Annotated in this window: 18 protein-coding genes; 7 read left to right on the forward strand and 11 right to left on the reverse strand. The window is 71.4% G+C overall.

What is annotated here, in order from left to right; all coding sequences use genetic code 11:
* Nucleotides 1-31: 31 nt before the first annotated feature.
* Both ACIBCK_RS07145 and ACIBCK_RS07150 read left to right on the forward strand, forming a co-directional pair.
* Nucleotides 32-265 carry an XRE family transcriptional regulator gene (locus tag ACIBCK_RS07145; RefSeq protein ID WP_399387534.1) on the forward strand — a complete coding sequence of 78 codons (234 nt, stop codon included), beginning with the start codon at nt 32-34 and terminating at the stop codon, nt 263-265.
* Nucleotides 266-430: 165 nt separating this feature from the next.
* Nucleotides 431-1,486 (forward strand): lactonase family protein, encoded by a 1,056-nt coding sequence (locus ACIBCK_RS07150; RefSeq protein WP_399387535.1) that lies wholly within the window; start codon nt 431-433, stop codon nt 1,484-1,486.
* Nucleotides 1,487-1,580: 94 nt separating this feature from the next.
* On the opposite strand, the gene ACIBCK_RS07155 is transcribed toward ACIBCK_RS07150, so the two are convergent.
* The 9 genes from ACIBCK_RS07155 to ACIBCK_RS07195 form a co-directional block, all read right to left on the reverse strand.
* Nucleotides 1,581-2,525 carry a sirohydrochlorin chelatase gene (locus ACIBCK_RS07155; protein ID WP_399387536.1) on the reverse strand — a complete coding sequence of 315 codons (945 nt, stop codon included), beginning with the start codon at nt 2,523-2,525 and terminating at the stop codon, nt 1,581-1,583.
* 118 nt (nt 2,526-2,643) lie between these two features.
* Nucleotides 2,644-3,648 carry an N-acetylglucosamine kinase gene (locus tag ACIBCK_RS07160; protein WP_399387537.1) on the reverse strand — a complete coding sequence of 335 codons (1,005 nt, stop codon included), beginning with the start codon at nt 3,646-3,648 and terminating at the stop codon, nt 2,644-2,646.
* Nucleotides 3,645-4,322, reverse strand: a complete 678-nt coding sequence (locus ACIBCK_RS07165; RefSeq protein WP_399387539.1) for a uracil-DNA glycosylase — start codon at nt 4,320-4,322, stop codon at nt 3,645-3,647. Before ACIBCK_RS07165 ends, ACIBCK_RS07160 begins: the two co-directional genes overlap by 4 nt.
* A gap of 33 nt (nt 4,323-4,355) precedes the next feature.
* Nucleotides 4,356-5,444, reverse strand: coding sequence for a WD40/YVTN/BNR-like repeat-containing protein (locus ACIBCK_RS07170; protein ID WP_399387541.1), 1,089 nt, complete (start codon nt 5,442-5,444; stop codon nt 4,356-4,358).
* 134 nt (nt 5,445-5,578) lie between these two features.
* On the reverse strand, nt 5,579-6,481 hold the full coding sequence (mmuM, locus tag ACIBCK_RS07175) for a homocysteine S-methyltransferase (RefSeq protein WP_399387542.1): 903 nt from the start codon (nt 6,479-6,481) through the stop codon (nt 5,579-5,581).
* Nucleotides 6,482-6,492: 11 nt separating this feature from the next.
* Nucleotides 6,493-8,571, reverse strand: coding sequence for a dipeptide ABC transporter ATP-binding protein (locus ACIBCK_RS07180; protein WP_399387544.1), 2,079 nt, complete (start codon nt 8,569-8,571; stop codon nt 6,493-6,495).
* A 14-nt stretch (nt 8,572-8,585) separates the two neighbouring features.
* Nucleotides 8,586-9,500, reverse strand: a complete 915-nt coding sequence (locus tag ACIBCK_RS07185; RefSeq protein ID WP_399387545.1) for an ABC transporter permease — start codon at nt 9,498-9,500, stop codon at nt 8,586-8,588.
* Complete coding sequence (locus tag ACIBCK_RS07190) at nt 9,497-10,447, reverse strand: ABC transporter permease (RefSeq protein WP_399387547.1); 951 nt, start codon at nt 10,445-10,447, stop codon at nt 9,497-9,499. The genes ACIBCK_RS07185 and ACIBCK_RS07190 overlap by 4 nt, the downstream gene beginning before the upstream one ends.
* Nucleotides 10,444-12,279 carry a peptide ABC transporter substrate-binding protein gene (locus ACIBCK_RS07195; RefSeq protein ID WP_399387548.1) on the reverse strand — a complete coding sequence of 612 codons (1,836 nt, stop codon included), beginning with the start codon at nt 12,277-12,279 and terminating at the stop codon, nt 10,444-10,446. The genes ACIBCK_RS07190 and ACIBCK_RS07195 overlap by 4 nt, the downstream gene beginning before the upstream one ends.
* A 171-nt stretch (nt 12,280-12,450) precedes the next feature.
* Between ACIBCK_RS07195 and ACIBCK_RS07200 the strand changes: the two genes are divergently transcribed.
* The 3 genes from ACIBCK_RS07200 to ACIBCK_RS07210 all read left to right on the forward strand — a co-directional run bounded on the left by ACIBCK_RS07200 (nt 12,451) and on the right by ACIBCK_RS07210 (nt 16,145).
* Nucleotides 12,451-13,668: an ROK family protein gene (locus tag ACIBCK_RS07200; RefSeq protein WP_399387550.1), complete on the forward strand. Its 1,218-nt coding sequence runs from the start codon at nt 12,451-12,453 to the stop codon at nt 13,666-13,668.
* Complete coding sequence (locus ACIBCK_RS07205; protein WP_399387552.1) at nt 13,665-15,242, forward strand: M81 family metallopeptidase; 1,578 nt, start codon at nt 13,665-13,667, stop codon at nt 15,240-15,242. The genes ACIBCK_RS07200 and ACIBCK_RS07205 overlap by 4 nt, the downstream gene beginning before the upstream one ends.
* Before the next feature lie 75 nt (nt 15,243-15,317).
* On the forward strand, nt 15,318-16,145 hold the full coding sequence (locus ACIBCK_RS07210) for a transporter substrate-binding domain-containing protein (RefSeq protein WP_399387554.1): 828 nt from the start codon (nt 15,318-15,320) through the stop codon (nt 16,143-16,145).
* A gap of 41 nt (nt 16,146-16,186) precedes the next feature.
* On the opposite strand, the gene ACIBCK_RS07215 is transcribed toward ACIBCK_RS07210, so the two are convergent.
* Nucleotides 16,187-17,386 (reverse strand): epoxide hydrolase family protein, encoded by a 1,200-nt coding sequence (locus ACIBCK_RS07215; protein ID WP_399387555.1) that lies wholly within the window; start codon nt 17,384-17,386, stop codon nt 16,187-16,189.
* A gap of 114 nt (nt 17,387-17,500) precedes the next feature.
* Between ACIBCK_RS07215 and ACIBCK_RS07220 the strand changes: the two genes are divergently transcribed.
* Complete coding sequence (locus ACIBCK_RS07220) at nt 17,501-18,076, forward strand: CGNR zinc finger domain-containing protein (RefSeq protein ID WP_399387557.1); 576 nt, start codon at nt 17,501-17,503, stop codon at nt 18,074-18,076.
* A gap of 122 nt (nt 18,077-18,198) precedes the next feature.
* Nucleotides 18,199-18,438: a hypothetical protein gene (locus ACIBCK_RS07225; RefSeq protein WP_399387558.1), complete on the forward strand. Its 240-nt coding sequence runs from the start codon at nt 18,199-18,201 to the stop codon at nt 18,436-18,438.
* 294 nt (nt 18,439-18,732) lie between these two features.
* Here ACIBCK_RS07225 and ACIBCK_RS07230 read toward each other — a convergent pair whose 3' ends face one another.
* The gene (locus ACIBCK_RS07230; RefSeq protein WP_399387560.1) at nt 18,733-19,476 is read right to left on the reverse strand and encodes a BTAD domain-containing putative transcriptional regulator; all 744 of its coding nucleotides are present in this window, start codon (nt 19,474-19,476) and stop codon (nt 18,733-18,735) included.
* Between the last annotated feature and the right edge of the window lie 59 nt (nt 19,477-19,535).

Below are 19,535 nucleotides of genomic sequence, written 5' to 3' on the forward strand. Positions count from 1 at the left end.
TGAGAGCGCACCGGCGGGGCAGAAGAGGTCAATGGACGACCTGTCTCAGCTACTCCAACAGACCATGCGCCGCCGTCATTTGACGCCGCAGGCGATCGCGGACAAGACCGGCATCCGCACCCCACGCATCCGGGCCTTCGCACAGGACGGCGCCGATGGCCCCGTCCGCCCCACCGAAGAGGAACTGGCCGAACTGGCAGGCGCCCTCGCACTGCCCGCCATCAAGGAAGCCGGCCATCCCACGGCCGCGGCCACCTCCCCTTGACCTCGTAGGCCTCGCCCCGGGGACGGTCCACCTGAAGGGGTGATCCCCCGGCCAACAGACGCGCGTCGAACGTCGCGGGGCGTTGGTCTAGACCGACTGCTAGCGTCTGGCGCACGAGCGCTCCCCCGCACAGGACGCTCGGTCGAGAGTCGAGAGGGGAACGCAGTGGTCGGCAGGCACGGCGACAGTCAACGGGCGTACATCGGGTCCTTCACCGCGGCGGGCGGGGCCGGCATCCTCACCGCCGCCGTCGACACGGACAGCGGCGCGCTGACCGTTCTTGGCGCCACGGACACCGTCGCCGACCCCTCCTACCTCGCACTCTCGGCCGCGGGCGACACGCTCTACGCCGTCAGCGAGACGTCCGACGGGGCTGTCGCCGCGTACCGCCTCGAAGGCGACAAGCCCGAGCAGACCGGGCCGCCGGTCGCGGTCGGCGGGGCGGCTCCCACGCATGTGGCCCTGCACGCGGGGCACGTTCTCACCGCCAATTACGGCTCCGGCAGCGTCTCCGCCGTGCCCGTGCGCTCCGACGGCAGTCTCGCGCCCGCCCTCTCCGGCGTCCTGGAACACACCGGCGCGGGACCCCACCCGCAGCGCCAGCAGCGGCCGCACGCCCATCAGGTCCTGCCCGATCCGAGCGGCCGCTGGGTGGTGAGCGTCGACCTCGGCACCGATTCCGTACGCGTCTGCGAGCTCTCCGCGGCGGGCGAGCCGACCCTGCGCCGCGAGATCGCGCTCCGGCCCGGTTCGGGCCCGCGGCATCTCGTGTTCCATCCGCGCGGCGACCACGCGTACGTCGTGAACGAGCTGGCCCCCACCGTCACGATCTGCGCCTGGGACGCCTCCGACGGGGTGCTCAAGCCTCTCGGCGAGGCGGCGCTCCTGCCGGGCCCCACGGACGGCGACGGCGAGGCCTACCCCTCCGGGGTGGTCATCGCCCCCGACGGGCGCTTCCTGTGGACCGCGACCCGCGGCCAGGACGTCATCTCAGTGCTCGCCATCGACGAGTCGGGGACGCGGCCGCGGCTCACCGCCACCGTGCCGTGCGGCGGCCACTGGCCGCGTGACCTGGCCATCGACCCGTCGGGGCGGTTCCTGTACGCGGCCAATGAGCGCTCGGGCGACGTGACCTGGTTCGGCGTGGACCCCGAGACCGGCATTCCGCGGCGCGCGGGCTCGATCGAGGCTCCTGCCGCCTCGTGCGTGATCTTCAACTGACCTTCTTCACCTCGCGTACGCCGATGGGCCCGCCCCCTGCATCAGGGGGCGGGCCCATCGGCGTGACGGCATCAGGTCCGCCGGCGCGGTGCGGTCAGTGGACCGGCGCGCCCGACGGCTGCTGCGGGGCGATCCCGAGCGCCGACGTGTACTTGGAGAGGGCGAGCTTGCCGATCGCGGGGTAGGCGCCGAGCGACTCCGCGACCGAGCAGCCGGCCTCCTTGGCGGCGGCGTCGAGCAGGCTGCCGTCGATCTCGGGACCGATCAGGTACGGGGCGAGCGCCAGCTGCGTGGAGCCGGAGCCGCGCAGCTCATCTGCGGTGTTCGCGATGGCGCCGTCCTGGTCGAGCGCGGCGGCCATCACCGGCACCGCGAGGCGGGCCGCGAGCAGCATGCCGGTGATCCCGGCGGCCTGCACGGCCTCCTCGCCACCGACCGTGGCGAGGACGATGCCGTCCGCCGCGGTGGCCACCGTGAACAGGCGGGCGCGGTCGGCGCGGGCCAGACCGGCCTCCGAAAGGCGCACGTGCAGCCCCTCGGCGAGCAGCGGGTGCGGGCCGAGGACGTCCGTCAGCTCGGCGGGAGCGCGGCTGTCCATCACGGCCTGGCGCACGCGCCGCATCAGCGCGTTGTCGGGGCCCGCGAGGAGAGGCACCACGACGGCGACGGGGCCGTCGGGCTCGGCGACGTCCGCCCCCGCGGCGCGCGCCTGCTCACACCGCGCGGTGCGCTCGGTGGCGGCGCGCGCGAGCACGGAGTGCAGCGAGGGGAACTCCGGGAACGAGGTGGTCGTGGCGTCCTCGGTCCCGTCGAGGTACCCGATGCGGGCGTCGAGGCCGGGCAGCTCGGAGCGGGCGATGCTCACGACCTCTTCGGCGAGGCTGCGCGTGGCGCTGCTGGGTACGCCCGGTACGGCGAGAACGAGCGCGGGCGCGTTCTCGGGAGCCGCCACGGGCTCCGGGCGGCGGTGCCGACCGGGCTGGCGGGGTCGCGGCATTCGTACGGGCAGGCCTGATGCGGGCCCGGTGGGGGAGCTCATGGCCCCGCATGCTACTGGTCTGGGGGGCTTCGCTGTTCGGGGAGGGTGCAGGTGGGCGGTATAAGTCCAGTTTTGTCTTATGAGTTACGTAAAGCTCAACTGTCATATTCCGGTGTGGTCAACTGCCGTCCCGCAGGTGCACGGTGAGCATGCGCGGGTCGAGCGGCAGGCGCAGCCGGTCCGCGGCGATGTCGGCGGCGATGCGCAGGGCGCCGTCCAGTGGGTCACCGGCGGCGGTCGCCAGACGCACGTGCGGCAGGTGTTCCGCCAGCTCCGCGCGCACCGGACGCAGCAGCGCGTCGCCCATCTTGAACAGGCCTCCGGTCAGGGCGGCTTCGGGCCGCTCGCCCTGGCTCGTCGCGTCGGGGGCCGGGCAGACCGCCGCCGCGGCTTCGACGATGTGCCGGGCCGCGTCCCGAAGGATCGCGTCGGCCACCGGGTCGTCGGGGGCGCAGCGTGCCACTTCGGGCGCGAACGAGGCGAGCACCGCGGGCCGGTCCGTACGGGGATAGAGCTGCCCGGGGAGCTGCTGCGCGGGGCCGAAGAGCTCTTCGGCGCGGGCGAGCAGCGCCTTCGAGCCGCCGCGCCTGCCGTCGAACGCCCGCATCGCCGCATCGAGGCCCGCGCGGCCGATCCACGCGCCTCCACCGCTGTCGCCCAGGAGATGCCCCCAGCCGTCGGCGCGGTGCCAGGAGGTCAGATCCGTGCCGATCGCGATCATGCCGGTGCCCGCGGCGACGACCGCGCCGGGGCGCACACCCAGCGCGCCCACGTACGCGGTGACGGCGTCCGCGGCGAGCGCGAGGCGCCGTACACCCAGATCCTCGTGGAGCGCGGCCGGCAGCCGGTCGCGCAGGTCGTCACCGAGGGTCGCCATGCCCGCGGCGCCAACGGCCACAGCGGTCACCCGCCCCTCGCCGCCCGCCCGCGCCAGCAACTCCCTTGCCATGGGCAGCAGTTGCTCCGTGAAGTGCGCGGCGTCGATGCCGCGCGCTCCCGTGCGCACCGGCTCCTTCGAGCTCACCGAGAGCAGGCTGCCCGCACCGCCGTCGAGGCCGCCGATGGCGACCCGCATCCCGGAGCCGCCCGAGTCGACCCCGAGGAAACACGGGGCGTCCGTCATGGAAGCCGCCAGTCCACCGGCTGCCCGCCCTGCTGGACGAGCAGGTCGTTGGCCCGGCTGAAGGGCCGGGAGCCGAAGAAGCCGCGGTCCGCCGACATGGGCGAGGGGTGCGAGGACTCGACCGAGGGCAGCGGGCCGAGCAGCGGCCGCAGATTGCGCGCGTCACGCCCCCACAGGATGGAGACCAGGGGCCGCCCGCGTGCCGCGAGTGCCTTGATGGCCTGCTCGGTGACCTCTTCCCAGCCCTTGCCCCGGTGCGCGGCAGGACGCCCCGGGGCAGTGGTGAGCGCCTTGTTGAGCAGCAGGACGCCCTGCTGCGTCCACGGCGTGAGGTCACCGCTCGACGGCTGCGGGAGCCCCAGGTCGGAGCCCAGCTCGCGGTAGATGTTGATGAGGCTGCCGGGCAGCGGGCGCACCTCGGGCGCGACCGAGAACGACAGACCCACCGCGTGCCCCGGGGTGGGGTAGGGATCCTGGCCGACGATCAGCACCCGCACCTCGTCGAAGGGCTGCTGGAACGCGCGCAGGACGTTCGGCCCGGACGGGAGGTAGGTGCGTCCCGCGGCGATCTCCGAGCGCAGGAAGCCTCCCATCTCGGTGATCTTCCCGGCGACGGGTTCGAGGGCCTTCGCCCAGCCCGCTTCGACGATTTCATGCAAGGGTCGTGGTGCCACGGCGTCACCCTACTGCCGTACAGGGGGCGTCGATCAACCGATGGCCGCCGCCCTGACGCACAGTACGTCGGGCAGGTGGGAGGCCAACTCCCGCCAGCTGTCCCCGTCGTCCGCCGAGGCGTACACCTCGCCGTTGCGGTTGCCGAAGTAGATGCCGGCCGGGTCCTGGCCGTCGCTGCACATCGCGTCGCGCAGCACCGTGCCGTAGTGGTCGCCCGTCGGGAGGCCCGCGCTGAGCGGCTCCCAGCTCTTGCCCGCGTCGGCCGTGCGGTAGACGCGACATCGGTGGTCGGCGGGGACGCGGTCCATGTCGGCGTTGATCGGGAAGACGTACGCCGTGTCCGCGCGGTGCGGGTGGGCGACGGCGGCGAACCCGAAGTCCGAGGGCAGGCCCTCGCCGATGTCCGTCCAGTGCGCGCCCGCGTCGTCGCTGCGGAACACGCCCCAGTGGTTCTGCAGATACAGGCGGTCCGGGTCGGCCGCGTCCCGCGCGACCTTGTGCACGCACTGGCCGAACTCGGGGTTCGGGTCGGGCAGGAAGACCGCCGATACGCCGTTGTTCGCCGGGGCCCAGCTCTTGCCGCCGTCCAGGGTGCGGAACACTCCCGCGGTGGAGACGGCCACCGTCACCGCGTCCGGGTCCCGGGGGTCGGTCAGGACCGTGTGCAGTCCTTCGCCGCCACCGCCCGGCACCCACTTGTCACGCGTGGGGTGCTCCCAGAGAGGGCGCACGAGCTCGAAGGTCTCGCCACGGTCCCGCGATTTGTACAGGGCGGCCGGTTCCGTGCCCGCGTACACCACGTCCGGCTCGGCGGCTGCCGGGTGCAGTTGCCAGACCCGCTCCAGGGAAGCCTCGGTGTCCTTGGGGAACTTGACCGGAGCCTTGGGTGGTTCCGTCCAGGTCCTGCCGAGGTCGTCGGAGTGGAAGACGGACGGGCCGAAATGGGAGCTGTCGCCGCCCACCAGGAGGCGCGGGGAATCGCCACGGGTGTCGATGGCCACAGAGTAGATGGCCTGCGCGTTGAAGTACGGAGTGTCGTCGAACTGCCAGGCGCTCGTGCCGCGCTTGCGGCCGATGAAGAGGCCTTTGCGGGTGCCTACGGTCAGGATGAGCTCGGCCATCGTGGCCACCTCCGGGACGTCGTTGTCTCAGGTATGGCTCAGTCTGCACCTCGGCACTGACAGTCACCCCCGGGCAGGGCGTCGTCGCAGGTCGGCGCGGGTGTGGCGGAGGTGTCGGCCGCCCCGGTAGGGCGTCAGGGCCGGGCCGTGCCGGACAGTTCCGCGGCCACCCGCGCGATCGCTTCCGGGCCGACGCGACAGCACCCCCCGATCAGCCGCGCCCCCGCGTCCCGCAAGGCCGCGACCCGGCCCGCGGTGAAGTGGGCGGGGCCCCGCCACGTCCGGGCGGCCGCGTCCCACGTCTCACCGCTGTTCGGGTACGCCACCACCGGCTTGCCCGTGATCCGCGCGGCGAGGCGTACCGCCGCGTCCGCGTCCTGCGGATCGCAGCAGTTGACGCCGACCGCGAGGATCTCGTCGGCGTCGGCGGCCAGCGCGAAGGCCTCCGCGAGGGGCTGGCCCGCACGTGTGTAGCCGCCGGAGACGGTGTACGAGAGCCAGGCGGGCACCCCCAGGCCGCGCACCGCCCGCAGCAGGGCCCGCGCCTCGTCCGTGTCCGGGACCGTCTCCAGGGCGAGGACGTCCGGCTCCGCGTCCGCGAGGACCTCCAGGCGCGGGCGGTGGAAGCGTTCGAGCTCGGCCACCGTAAGGCCGTACCTGCCCCGGTACTCGGAGCCGTCCGCGAGCATGGCGCCGTACGGCCCCGCGGACGCGGCCACCCACACGTCGCGGCCGGCGTCCGCTCCCGCATCGCGTGCCAACTCCACGCTCAGGCGCAGCAGTTCGGCGGTGCTGACCGCGTCGATGCCGTGCTTCGCGAAGCCCTCGAACGTCGCCTGGTAGCTCGCCGTGGTGGCGATGTCCGCGCCCGCCTCGTAGTACGCCCGGTGCGCCGCGGCGATGGCCTCGGGCCGGTCGGCCAGCAGCCTCGCCGACCACAGGGCGTCGCTCAGGTCGTGCCCGGCGGCCTCCAGCTGGTTGGAGAGGCCGCCGTCGAGCACGAGCGGGCGGCTGGTCAGTGCATCCGCGAGTTTCACACTGCCGACTCTCACACAGCCGACGTCAGTCGAGGCGCGGACAGGGGGAAGTGGCACGCGACCTGGTGTCCCGCGCTGCCCGGGGTGGACACCGGTGGCTCCGTGGTGGCGCAGACCTCCTGGGCCAGCGGGCAGCGCGTACGGAAGCGGCAGCCCGACGGCGGCTTCGCGGCCGACGGTGTCTCGCCCTCCAAGGGGGTGCGTCCCTGGCCCTGCGCCGCCTCCGGGTCCGGCAGGTTGACCGTGTCGAGCAGTCCCCGCGTGTAGGGATGCAGTGGCCGGCCGTACACCTGCTCGGCAGGGCCCGACTCGACCAGCTTGCCCAGGTACATCACGCCGACCGTGTCCGCGAGGTGGCGCACCACCGCCAGATCGTGCGAGATGAACAGATACGTCAGGCCGCGCTCCCGCTGGAGCTCCCGCATCAGGTTCAGGATCTGCGCTTGGACGGAGACGTCGAGCGCGGAGACCGGCTCGTCCGCGACCACCAGGTCGGGGGAGAGGGTCAGCGCCCGTGCCAAGCCGAGGCGTTGACGCTGCCCGCCGGAGAACTCGTGCGGGTAGCGGTGCACGGCGCCGCGCGGCAGGCCGACCGCGTCCAGGAGTTCGGCGGTCAGCTTCTCCTGTTCGGCGCGCGTGCCGACGCCCTGAATGACCAGGGGCTCCCGCAGGATCTCGCCCACCCGCATCCGGGGGTCCATGGCGGCCGTGGAGTCCTGGAACATCAGCTGCACACGCCGTCGGTGCGCCCGCCGCTCGGCCCGCGACATCCGCGCCGGGTCGTGACCCTCGAAGCGCACGTGCCCGGCCGTCGGCTCCTCCAGGCCCGCGACGATCCGGCCGAGCGTGGTCTTGCCGCACCCGGACTCGCCGACCAGGCCGAACGTCTCGCCCTTGCGGATCTCCAGGGACACCCCGCCGACCGCGCTCACCGTGCCCCGGCTGCGCGAGAAGGCGCCGCCCTTGAGGGGGAACTCCTTCACCAGGGCGTCGAGTTCGAGGAGTACGTCATCGGAGACGCGCGGCGCGGGCACGGCCGGCGGGACCACGACATCCTCCTGCGACGCGTTGTCCGGCACCGGATGGAAGCAGGCGAACCGGTGCTCCCCGCCCCGCAGTTCGTCGTCCATGAGCTGCGGCTCCCGCTCCCGGCACTCGTCCGTCGCGAAGGTGCAGCGCGGCGCGAAGCGGCACCCGGTCGGGCGCAGCGCCAGGTTCGGGGGAAGACCCGGGATCGTGTGCAGCGCGGAGCCGGTGTCCGCGGCGCGCTCGGGAAGCGAGGCGAAGAGCGCCTCCGTGTAGCGGTGCCGGGGTCTCGCGAACAGGTCGCGTACGTCTGCCTGTTCGGCGACTGTGCCCGCGTACATCACCGCGACCCGGTCGACCCGGCTCGCGATGACGCCCAGGTCGTGCGTGACCAGGATCATCGCCATGCCGAGGCGCTCGCGCAGGCCGTCGATCAGCTCCAGGATCTGGGCCTGCGTCGTCACGTCGAGGGCGGTGGTCGGCTCGTCCGCGATGAGCAGCTTCGGCTCGCAGACCAGGGCCATGGCGATCGCCACGCGCTGGCGCATGCCGCCCGACAGCTGGTGCGGGTACGCCTTCATGCGCTCGGCGGGCTGCGGCATGCCGACCAGGCGCAGCATCTCCTGGGCCCGCGCCCACGCCTCCTTCCTGCTCAGCTCCGGGCGGTGCAGGACGAGCGGCTCGGCCACCTGCGCGCCGATCGTCATCGTCGGGTTGAGCGAGGTGAGCGGGTCCTGGAAGACCATGCCGATGGTGTTGCCCCGTACGTCCTGGAGGACCGGCGCCGGTGCGGCGGCCAGATCCCGGCCGTCGAACAGGACGCGTCCGCCGGTGACCGCACCGCCGGGCGGCAGGAGCCCGAGGACGCTCAGCGCGGTCATCGTCTTGCCGCAGCCCGACTCGCCCACGATGCCCAGGGCCTCGCCCGGGGCGAGTTCGAGGGAGATCCCGTCGAGGGCGTGGACGGTGCGCTCGCGCGAGGTGATGTCGACGCGCAGGTCCTCGATCCTGAGCAGCGGGCCGGTGTCGCGCGGCGGGTCGGTCTTGGGCAGAGGCTCGGTCATGTGTCGGTTCTCCCTTACTTCCGCAGCCGTACTTCGAACGCGTCCCGCAGCCCGTCACCGATGAAGTTGAACGCGGCGACGACCAGGACGATCGCGATGCCCGGCGGGAAGATCAGCCACCAGTAGCCGTTCTGCGTGTAGGTGATGCCGGCCGAGAGCATCGAGCCCCAGTCGGCCGACGGCGGCGGAATGCTCAGCCCCAGGAAGGCGAGATAGCTGACGTAGAGGATGGCGTCGGCGATCTGGAAGGTGCAATTGACGATGACCGTGCCGATCGCGTTCGGCACGATGTGCTTGAACACGGCTCGCGCGCCGCCGCCGCCCATCATCCGCATCGCCTGTACGTACTCGCGGTCGCGCAGCGAGAGCGCCTCGCCGCGCACCAGGCGGGCGGGGGAGAGCCAGGCGACCGACGCGATGATGAGGATGAGGACGCCCTTGCTGGGCGTGATGATCGCGGCGACCACGACGAGCAGGAACATGGCCGGGATCGCGAGCGCCGCATCCGTGACCCGCATCATGGCCGCGTCGACCCAGCCGCCGAAGTACCCCGCGACCGCGCCGTACACGGTCCCGAAGAGCGTGGCCAACAGGCCTGCGGCCAGCCCGATTTCGAGCGACGTCTGCCCGGCGACCATCAGCCGGCCGACCATGTCGTAGCCGAGGTCGGTGGTGCCCAGGAGGTGGCCGGAGCTGCCCGGTGCGAGGTTGGCCTGGGACAGGTCGGTGTGCGTCTGCCTGGTGGAGTACAGGAGCGGTCCGAGGTAGCTGAAGGCCAGGAGCAGGACCAGGACCACCACGCCCGTCAGGGCGAGCTTGTTGCCGGTGAAGACCTGGAGTGTGCGGCGGGTGAGCGAGGGCGTGGCCTGCGCCGCCGCCTCGTTCCCCGGGGCTGCCCCGGGGGTGACGTCTGCGGTCGCGGTACTCATGCCACGCTCCGGATCCGGGGGTCGAGGACGGCGTAGAGGATGTCGGTGAGCAGCGATCCGACGACGGTGGCGACGCCGACGACGAGTGTCACGCCGAGCAGCACCGGGAAGTCGGAGCCCTGCGCCGCGTTCCAGAACAGGAGCCCCATACCGGGGTAGTTGAACATCGACTCGACGACGAGTGCACCGCTGAAGAGCGTCGGCAGATACAGGCCGAGCAGCGTCGCGAGGGGGATCAGCGCGTTGCGCAGGACGTGCCGGACCATGATCCGGCGGCTCGACTGGCCCTTGGCCATCGCCGTACGGACGTACTCCTCGGTGAGGTTGTCCAGGACCGCCGAGCGCATGTAGCGGCTGAACATCGCCACGATGCCGAACGCCATGGTGACGACCGGGAGCACCAACCCCGTGAAGTCACCGAGCAGTTCACCGACGCTCTCGCCCTGCGGTGCCTCCGCCGGGAGGATCGGGAGCACCTGAGCGAACAGAATGATCATGATGAGGCCGAGGAAGAACACCGGCGTCGCGTAGAGGAGGAAGGCGAGCCCGGTGAGGGCGTAGTCCGACGCCTTGCCGCGCCGCACGGCCTGGAGCAGGCCGAGCGGGACGGCGATGATCACGGCGAGCGCGGTGGAGAGCACCGTCAGGAGCAGTGTCTTCGGCAGGCGCTGCTTGAGCAGGTCGAAGACCGGCGAGTTGAGCTTGAACGACTCGCCGAGGTCGCCGGTGAACAGCCGCTTCAGGTACATCACATACTGCGCGGGAAGCGAACGGTCGTAACCCTGCTGGTGGTTGAAGGTCTCGATCTGCTGCGGTGTGCCTTTGGGGCCGAGGATGGCGCGCGCCGGGCCGCCGGGCAGCATGTGGAGCAGCGTGAAGACGATGATGGAGACCAGGAACAGCACGACCAGCGCCTGAAGGAAGCGCTTGACCAGAAAGCCGGTCACTTGTCGGCTCCCTTCTTCTTGACGTAGTACCAGTCCTGCGGCGCGAAGGTGACCGTCGGGTTCTGGCTGACGCCCCGCAAGTCGTTGCGGATCACCGAGACTTGGTAGGCGGGGTTGGGCATCCACATCACCGGCAGCTGCTCCGCCAGGTACTCGCCGTACTCGTGCACGGCCTTCATGTCGGGGGAGTACTGCACGCCGCGGATGATCCGGTCGGCCTTCTTGTCGCTGTAGTTGCCGAAGTTGGCGGAGGCTCCGGTGGAGAAGAGCTGCTCACCGCTCGGGTTGAGCGGGTAGTACCAGCTGCCGGCCGTCCCGAAGAACGACATGTCCCAGTCGCAGCCCGGGTCCTTCGCCGTGCAGGGGACGGAGTTGCCGAGCACCGAGTTGAGCGGCTGCTGGCGCACAGTGAGGTCGATGCCGCCCTTGGAGAGCGAGGACTTGAGCTCCTGCATCATGTTGGTGGTCTCGGTGGAGCCGGACTGGGAGAGCAGGGTGAGTTCGAGCGGCGCGTTCTTCGCGATGCCCTCGCCGCACTCGTCGGCTCCCGTTCCTGGGCGCGCGCAGCGGGCGGTGCCGTCCACCGTCCTCCAGCCGTGCTCGGTGAGGAGCCGCCGGGCCTTCCGCACGTCGAAGGGGTACTGGTTCTTCTCCATCGCCCTGGACAGGTACTGGCTCTTCGGCGTCACCGGCACCGGACCGAGCGTCGGTGTCGCGCTGCCCTGCCAGATGACGTCACTCATCGCCTTCTGGTCGACGAGATGCTGCATCGCTTGGCGGATGTAGAGCTGGTCCATCATCGGGCCCGCGTGCGTGGAGTTGAAGTTGTAGACGATGTACGTCGCCGCCCAGCCCTCCCAGGGGTCGGTGCGGTAGCCCTTCTCCTCGAACTTCTCCTTCTGCGCCATCACCGACGGAGGGATGTAGCCGTAGTCGACGCCGCCCGAACGCAGCACGTTGTACTCGGAGTCGGCGGTGGTGAAGGGCTTGAAGACGACCTTGTCGAGGTGCGGGCGCTGCGACTTCGGTCCGGTGTACTTCTCGTTCGGGACGATGGTGACCTGACCGCTGTCGCGCCAGCCCGCCAGCTTCCAGGGGCCGTTGACCGTCTTCCAGAGCGGGTCGGAGCCGTAGGAGCCAAGGCTCTTGGCATGCCGGGTGAGCCGCGCGAAGACAGCCTTGGCGCCGGACTTGGTGCGATCGAAGTCGCCGACCCTGCCGCCGTCCGTCTTGGCGTCCCAGGCGTGCTGGGGCATGGCACGCAGCAGAGTGAGCTGGTTGGCGGTGAACCAGTCGGGGTTGTACGCGCGGCTCAGGTGCAGACGCACGGTGTGGTCGTCGACGGTCTCGAACCGCTTGACGTTGTCGGGCATCGTGCCGACCGAGTAGTTGCCCCAGCTCGTCTTGTTGGCCTTGACGAGGTTGAACCAGAACTCGATGTCGCGTGAGGTGACCGGCTTCCCGTCGGACCACGTCACGCCCTCGCGCAGCGGCATGGTCACGGTCCTGTTGCCGTCGCTGAACTTCGGCTTCAGGCCGAGCGTGCTCGGGCCGTGCGTGGTCAGCGCGCCCTTCTCCTGCACGGCGTCGTACACGGGCATGAAGAGCAGCGAGTAGATCCCGTTGTTGTACGAGGCCCCGTAACCGGGGGCTCCGATCGGGAAGATCCAGTTCGGCGTCGCGGCCGGCGGCAGCGCCATCGTCACGGTGCCGCCCTCGACCGGAGTCCCGCCGGTGGGGCCCATGTCGACGCGGCCGCCCTCCTGCGTGCAGCCCGTGAGCGCCGCCGCGAGGACGAGCAGCGCTGCCGCCGCAGACCTGAGTGAGCGCATGGCGATGGGCCTCCAAGGGGTACGGGGCCGGCCCCGTACCGGAGAACGACGAGGCGGCGCCCGAACGCTAGGCCGCACGAGAAAACCAAGTCAATAGCTTCATTCGGCAAGAAGTCTCAAAGTCGGGAGACTCTGGCCAACTTGCTTCGAGGAGACTTAGTGTTCGTCCCGATGTCGAAAGAACTGATCGAAGCAACTGGGGGCGGCATGGCCGGAACACCGCACGGCGAACCGGGGTCGGCGCAGCACATCCTGCACCTGGTCTCCTCGGGCGCCGCCTCCTCCCGGTCCGATCTCGTACGCGAGCTGGGGCTCGCCCCCTCCACCGTGTCGCTGCGCGTGCAGGAACTCGTCACCGCCGGCGTGCTCACGGAATCCGGCGAGGGAGCCTCGCGCGGTGGCCGCCGCCCCCGGCTGCTCCGCGTCCACGCGCAAGGCGGTGTCGCCCTCGCCGCCGACCTCGGCAGCCACCACGCCCGCATCGGCGTCGTCGACCTCGGTGGCACGGTCCTCGACGCCGTCGACCTGCCGCACGACATCACCGCGGGGCCCGAGTCCGCCGTCGACTGGCTCTGCGGACAGGTCGCCGAACTGGGCGCCCGGCAGCGGGAGTCGGGCCGCACCATCCGGGCACTCGGGGTGGCCTTCCCCGGCCCCGTGCAGCCCACGCAGGGCCGTGTCATGAGCCCGTCCCGCATGCCAGGCTGGCACCGCTACCCGCTGCGCGACGTCCTCGCCGAACGCCTCGGCATGCCCGTCACCGTCGACAACGACGCCACGATGATGGCCGTCGGCGAGCACCGCACCGCGCGCCCCGGCCTCGACCACCTGGTCGTCGTCAAGGCGGGCCGCGGCATCGGCAGCGGCGTCATCGTGGCGGGCCGGCCGCACGACGGCGCGGGCGGCTCCGCGGGCGACATCAGTCACGTACGGATCGAGGCGGCGGGCGACCGCCCGTGCAGCTGCGGCAACATCGGCTGCCTGGAGACCGTGGCGAGCGGCGCCGCCCTCATCCGCGAACTCGCCGAGCAGGGCGTCGAGGTGGAGGACACCACCGACCTGCTGCGCCTGGTCGCCGACGGTGACCCGCAGGCCACCACCCTCGTGCGCACCGCGGGACGGCACATCGGCACGGTCCTGTCCGTCGTGGTGAACTTCTTCAACCCCCAGGCCGTCGCCCTCGGCGGCGTACTCGCCACCGCCGAACCGCTCGTCGCCGCCGTACGCGGCGTCCTCTACGAGCGCTGCCTGCCCCTGGCCACCGCGGACCTGGAGATCACCACCACCGTGACGGGGCGCGACGCCGGCCTCCTCGGCGCCGGACTCACCGCCCTGCGCCAGAACCTCCCGACCACTCCGGCACCCCAGGAAGAGAGCGTCCAGGCATGACCACCCCCGCGACGAACCAGCGTCGCCTCCGTATCGGTATCGGCGGCATCGGCATCGAGTCCTCCACCTTCTGCCCGCACCGCTCCACCACGGACGACTTCCGCCAGACCCGCGGCCAGGACCTCCTGGATCGCTACACCTGGACCCGGCCGGACTCGGACCTCGCGTACACGGTCGAATGGGTGCCGCTCCTGCACGCGACCTCGCTGCCCGGCGGCCCGGTCGAGGCCCAGTCGTACCTGATCCTCAAGGACGAACTGGTCACGCGCATAAGGGAAGCGGGCCCCCTGGACGGCCTGGTGTACGACATCCACGGCGCGATGAGCGTCATCGGCCTGACCGACGCCGAAGCCGACCTGACCGAAGCGGTCCGCGCCGCCCTCGACGCCGTCGGCACCCCCGACGGCGGCCGCCCCATGATCTCGACCGCCATGGATCTGCACGGCAACGTCTCACGTCGGTTCGCCGAGCCCATCGACCTGCTCACCGCGCACCGCCTGGCCCCGCACGAGGACGCCTGGGAGACCCGCGAGCGCGCCGCGCGCAATCTCGTACGCTGCCTGCGCGAAGGAACCAGGCCGCACCGCGCCTGGGTCCAGGTGCCGGTGCTCCTGCCCGGCGAGAAGACCAGCACCCGTCTGGAGCCCGCCAAGTCCCTCTACGCCTCGCTCGCCGACATCGAGAAGCTGGACGGCATCCTCGACGCCGCGATGTGGGTCGGCTACGCCTGGGCGGACGAGCCGCGCTGCAAGGCCGCGATCGTCGTCACCGGCGAGGACCCCCAACTGGCCGCCGCCGAGGCCGAGAAGCTCGCCCGCCGCTACTGGGACGCGCGCCGCGACTTCGTCTTCGTCGGGCCGACGGGCAGCGCCGACGAGTGCATCGAGAAGGCGGTCGCGTCGGACCGGCGGCCCTTCCTGATCAGCGACTCCGGCGACAACCCGACGGCGGGCGGCGCCGGTGACCTGGCGTACATGCTGGGCAGGCTCCTGGAGAACGACGCGATCCGCTCCGGGAAGGTCACGGCCGTCCACCCCGGCATCACCGACCCGGTCGCCGTCGCCCGCTGCTTCGAGGCCGGAGTGGGCGCCGACGTCACCCTGAGCGTCGGCGGCAAGGTCGACGCGAACCACGGCGGCCCCCACGAACTCACCGGCACCGTCGTGGCGTTGCAGCGCGCGACCGAGCAGAAGGACCGGGCGGAGGGCGGCGCCTACGACCGTGGCGTCGACATGGCGGCCGTACGGACCGGTGGCGTGACCGTCATCCTGGTCGAGCGCCGTAAGCCCTTCCACACCCTCGCGGACTTCATGGGCCCGGCGGACGGCGGCCTCGGCATCGACCCGCGCACCTTCGACCTGGTGGTCGTCAAGATCGGCTACCTGGAGCCCGAGCTCTACGACATGGCCGCCGACTGGCTCCTCGCCCTCACCCCGGGCGGCGTCGACCAGGACCTGCCACGGCTCGGTCACCATCGGGTGGAGCGCCCGCTCTACCCGTTCGACGAGGACGCGTACGACGACGGGGCGGGCCCCGACCTGACGCCCACGCTGCTGGGCTCGCTCGGCAGGTGAGAAGGGGCTTCACCGGCGGGAACGCTTCTGCGAAGGTGATCCCTCCGAGCCGCGAACCCGTACGGAGGAGCCCCCGTGAAGCGTGCCGCCACCCTGTCCGCCCTGGTCTGTCTGCTCGCCGTCACGGCTGCCGCGCCCGCGTCCCCGGACGCCGGGCGCGGCACGGACCGCCACCACGGCAGCCTCCTGGACTCCGTGCCGGAGTCGGGGGTCCTGAAGGTGTGCACGACCGGCGACTACCGTCCGTTCACGCACCTCGACCCCGCCGACAAGACGTACAGCGGTGTGGACATCAAGATGGCCGAGGACCTGGCCGAAAGCCTCGACGCCAAGCCCGAGTACGTGGCCACGACCTGGGCGAACCTGACCAAGGACGTCGCGGCGGGGCGCTGCGACATCGGGGTCGGCGGTGTCTCCATCACCCTGCCGCGCGCCCGCCAGGTCTACTTCAGCGAGCCCACCCGCGAGGACGGCAAGACGCCGATCGTGCGCTGCGCCGACAAGGAGAAGTTCGGCGAGGGCACGCTCAAGGACATCGACAAGCCGGGCACCACCGTCATCGTCAACCCCGGTGGCACGAACGAGCAGTTCGCGCGCGCGAACATCAAGCAGGCCACGATCAAGCAGCACCCGGAGAACACCACGATCTTCAAGGAGATCATCGCGGGCCGCGCCGACGTGATGATGACGGACGCGAGCGAGACCCGCTACCAGGCCAAGATCCACCCCGAACTGTGCTCCCTGCACCCCGACAAGCCCTTCACCTTCTCCGAGAAGGCATACGCGACTCCGCGCGGGGACGAGGAGTTCAAGGAGTACGTCGACCAGTTCACGCACCTGGCGACGCACGACGGGACGTACGCGGCGTACGAGGCGCAGTGGATGGGGCCGACGGGTTCGTAGGGCGTGTCTCTCAACTCCTCATGGGCGGCGCCGGCCGCTCCTCATGCGTGGTGCCGGCCGCCGTCGGCGGCCAGCACCGCCGCGAGGCCCTCTCGGAGATCCCTGACGAAGAACTCGGGGACTTCCAACGACGCGAAATGGCCGCCGGTTTCAGGTGTCGCCCAGCGCACGATCCGTCGGTACCGCTCCTGCGCCCAGGGGCGCGGACACTTCTCGACGTCGCGGGGATACATGGTGAGTGCTGACGGGACGTCGACCCGGAGTTCGGGGTCCAGCGAGTTGTGGCTCTCGTAGTAGATGCGGGCCGCCGATGCCCCCGTCCGCGTCAGCCAGTACAGGGTGACGTCGTCGAGAATTCTGTCGAGGGAGATCCTCTCGAACGGGCTGTCCTCGGTGTCCGACCACTCGGCGAACTTGTCGAGGATCCAGGCGAGCAGCCCGACCGGTGAGTCGACGAGTGCGTAGCCGATGGTCTGCGGCCGGGTCGCCTGCTGCTTGGCGTACGCCGCGCGGTGGCGCCAGAAATCGCCGGTCTCCTCGGCCCACTGGCGCTCGACCGCCGTCAGCCCGTCCGTCGTCAGACCGGGCGGCCCCTCCGCGAACGTCGTGTGGATGCCGAGAACGTGCGCCGGGAACCTGCCGCCGAGAACGGTGGTGATGACGCCGCCCCAGTCACCGCCGTGCGCCACGAAGGTGCCGTAGCCGAGCCTTCCCATCAGTTCCACCCATGCGGCCGCGATCTTCTCGGTTCCCCACCCGGTGGTGGCCGGCTTGTCGCTGTAGCCGAAGCCGGGCAGTGACGGGACCACGACGTGGAACGCGGGCGCGTCCGCGTCGTCCGGATCCGCCAGTTCATCCACCACGTCGACGAACCGGGCCACGCTGTCCGGCCAGCCGTGTGTCATGAGCAAAGGCGTGGCATCCGCGCGCGGGGACCGGCGGTGCAGGAAGTGGATTCCGAGACCGTCGATGGTCGTACGGAACTGGCCGGTCTCGTCGAGGCGCGCTTCGAACGACCTCCAGTCGTACCCGGTGCGCCAGTAGTTCACGACGTCCACGAGGTCGGCAAGTGGAACACCCTGGGCCCATCGGTGCGGGCCGGGCGGGGCGCCGTGGACCGTCTCGGCCTCCGGCAGCCGTGCCGAGGCCAGCCGTGCGCGCAGGTCGTCGAGGTCGGTGTCGCTTGCGTGGGCTTCGAATGCTTGCACGTCTGCTTGCTCGTCACTGGTGGGGCGGTGCATGAGACCTCCTGGGCATCGTGGAACCGGCCTGGGTCCCGGCTAGGGCACGCCGGAACCGGCTAAGACGGTTCTAGCAGGTCTCGATGTCGGCGTGCAACCGGCTAAGGTGGTTCCATGACTTCCCGGTTCCCCGAATTCCGTCTCGGCAAGGTGCTGGCGACCAGCTTCACGGCGACCCTGACGGAGCGTTGCGGCGACGCCGTGGAACGCATCCCCGTGCCGAGCCGGCTCGTGGACTGGCTGGCGGTGAACGGCCTCGCCGTGGACTCCTGCACCACCGCCCAGCTCGAACGCGCCCGGGAGCTGAGGGAATCGATCCACGCAGCCGCGACGGCGGCCGCGCTCCAGGACCCCCTCCCGGTGTCCGCCGTCGAGGTCATCAACGACCGCAGTACTCAAGGCAGGGCGGCGGCTGTCCTGACGCCCGAGGGCGACCTGCAATGGAGACTGGGCTCGGCTTCCGCCGTGGAGGACGCCCTGGGCGTCATCGCCGCCGACGCGATCGGCGTCATCACCGGCGAACGGGACGGACGGCTGGCCCTGTGCGCGTCGCCCACCTGCCGAGCCGCCTTCTTCGACACCAGCCGAAGCCGCACCCGCAGATGGTGCGAGATGAACACGTGCGGGAACCGTGAGAAGAAGGCGCGCTTCCTCGCCCACAAGCACGAGACCCCAGGACCGGCGAAGTAGGAGCCCTCAGGACCAGGGACGCACGAGACGCGCCCTAGCCGCTCGCAGCGTTCCTGGTCCGGGGTAATCCCTGAGCTCGTCCCCGATGTCGGGCACGGTGGCCCCGCCCTAGCTTCCTGGGCATGGCTTCCTTACGTGAGCGGTGCATCCACAGCCGGCAGGGCGGTCGACTCGCGGGACCCGACTCCGAAGACCTGCGTGGCTTCCTGCGGTCGGACCCCGCACGCACGGTCTGGTCGCCCGGTGACGGCGGCCCCGGGCTGAACGCGGCGGCGCGCAGCCACATCGCGTTCGACGACGACCCGCTGGTTCTCGCGAGCCTGGCGACGATGCTCGCGGACGACGGCGTCATACGGGAGTGATGGGGGAACGGTGACGGCCCCGGGAGGCATCGCCTGCCGGGGCCGCCACCGTCACCGGCGTCATGCCGCGCTCGGCACCCCCGTGACCGTGCGTGGCGGAACGTCGGTGGCCTGCCGGCCGCGTCCCCCGACGCGGCCGGCAGGGGCGGGTGGGACGACCTGCGGCCCGTGCACCCCCGAGCGCGCACGGAACGACAGGCCGTCGGTGACGTGGTGGCGCGTCACCCGTTCTCGGGGAACCCCCGCCGCGGTTCCGGTCACCATGGCTCTCTCGCCTCCGAGTCGTCGTGTCCGTCAGGCCAGCGCGCGCCGCACCAGCGTGCGGAACTGCTCCGAGGGTTCGATGCCGAGCTCCGCGCGCAGCAGCCCGCGGAACGCCTTGAAGTGCCGCACCGCCTCCGCGAGGTTGTTCTCGGCGAGATGCACCGTCACGACCGCACGGTGCGCACTCTCGCGCAGCGGATCGATCCGGGTGCTCTCCAGGGCGGCCTCCAAGGCCGGACCGTACTGCCCGTGCACGACGAGCCGCGCCGAGAGGGCCTCGAGCGCGTGCAGCCGCAGCTGGTGCAGCCGTTCGCGCTCGAACACCACCCAGTCCTGGTGCCAGCCGGGCAGTAACTCACCCATGCCCATCAGCGAGGAGCACGCGGCCCCGGTCCCCTCAGCCGGGGCCGCGAGTGTGTGGTGTGCCAGGGCGGTGAAGTCCTGGATGTCCATCCGGACGCGCCGACTGAGCGCGACCACCCCGGGGCGGGGACCGTCGACGGCCGAACTCGCCGCGTTCAGGCGCCAGATGGCGGTACGGAGACAGGCCCGCGCTCGCTCCTCCGTGACGTCGGGCCATAGCGTCCCCGCGAGCACCGAACGTGTCGCGGGGCCGCGCAGTCCGAGGAGGGCTAGCAGCTGCTGCCCGCTGGCGGACACGTCGACCTGCCCGCCGTCACCCTCGCCGCGGCTGAGGTGAAATCCCCCGAGCAGCCGCAGACGCAGGGCCGGTGGCGCGTCGCCGCGTACCGCCGGAGATTCCGTGACAGCCATCCTCGCACCCCCACTTGTGCACCCATCCCCTGACCAGCCAAGAAACTACGCCGGACAGC

This window comes from Streptomyces sp. NPDC051218 (assembly GCF_044455475.1).
Taxonomy (GTDB): Bacteria; Actinomycetota; Actinomycetes; order Streptomycetales; family Streptomycetaceae; genus Streptomyces.

Coding starts and splice junctions, on each gene's coding strand:
- ACIBCK_RS07200 (WP_399387550.1), top strand. CDS start 12,451: ATGTCGAAAGAACTGATCGAAGCAACTGGGGGCGGCATGGCCGGAACA.
- ACIBCK_RS07155 (WP_399387536.1), bottom strand. CDS start 2,525: ATGAGCTCCCCCACCGGGCCCGCATCAGGCCTGCCCGTACGAATGCCG.
- ACIBCK_RS07215 (WP_399387555.1), bottom strand. CDS start 17,386: ATGCACCGCCCCACCAGTGACGAGCAAGCAGACGTGCAAGCATTCGAA.
- ACIBCK_RS07145 (WP_399387534.1), top strand. CDS start 32: ATGGACGACCTGTCTCAGCTACTCCAACAGACCATGCGCCGCCGTCAT.
- ACIBCK_RS07220 (WP_399387557.1), top strand. CDS start 17,501: ATGACTTCCCGGTTCCCCGAATTCCGTCTCGGCAAGGTGCTGGCGACC.
- ACIBCK_RS07170 (WP_399387541.1), bottom strand. CDS start 5,444: ATGGCCGAGCTCATCCTGACCGTAGGCACCCGCAAAGGCCTCTTCATC.
- ACIBCK_RS07160 (WP_399387537.1), bottom strand. CDS start 3,648: ATGACGGACGCCCCGTGTTTCCTCGGGGTCGACTCGGGCGGCTCCGGG.
- ACIBCK_RS07225 (WP_399387558.1), top strand. CDS start 18,199: ATGGCTTCCTTACGTGAGCGGTGCATCCACAGCCGGCAGGGCGGTCGA.
- ACIBCK_RS07195 (WP_399387548.1), bottom strand. CDS start 12,279: ATGCGCTCACTCAGGTCTGCGGCGGCAGCGCTGCTCGTCCTCGCGGCG.
- ACIBCK_RS07180 (WP_399387544.1), bottom strand. CDS start 8,571: ATGACCGAGCCTCTGCCCAAGACCGACCCGCCGCGCGACACCGGCCCG.
- ACIBCK_RS07205 (WP_399387552.1), top strand. CDS start 13,665: ATGACCACCCCCGCGACGAACCAGCGTCGCCTCCGTATCGGTATCGGC.
- ACIBCK_RS07185 (WP_399387545.1), bottom strand. CDS start 9,500: ATGAGTACCGCGACCGCAGACGTCACCCCCGGGGCAGCCCCGGGGAAC.
- ACIBCK_RS07230 (WP_399387560.1), bottom strand. CDS start 19,476: ATGGCTGTCACGGAATCTCCGGCGGTACGCGGCGACGCGCCACCGGCC.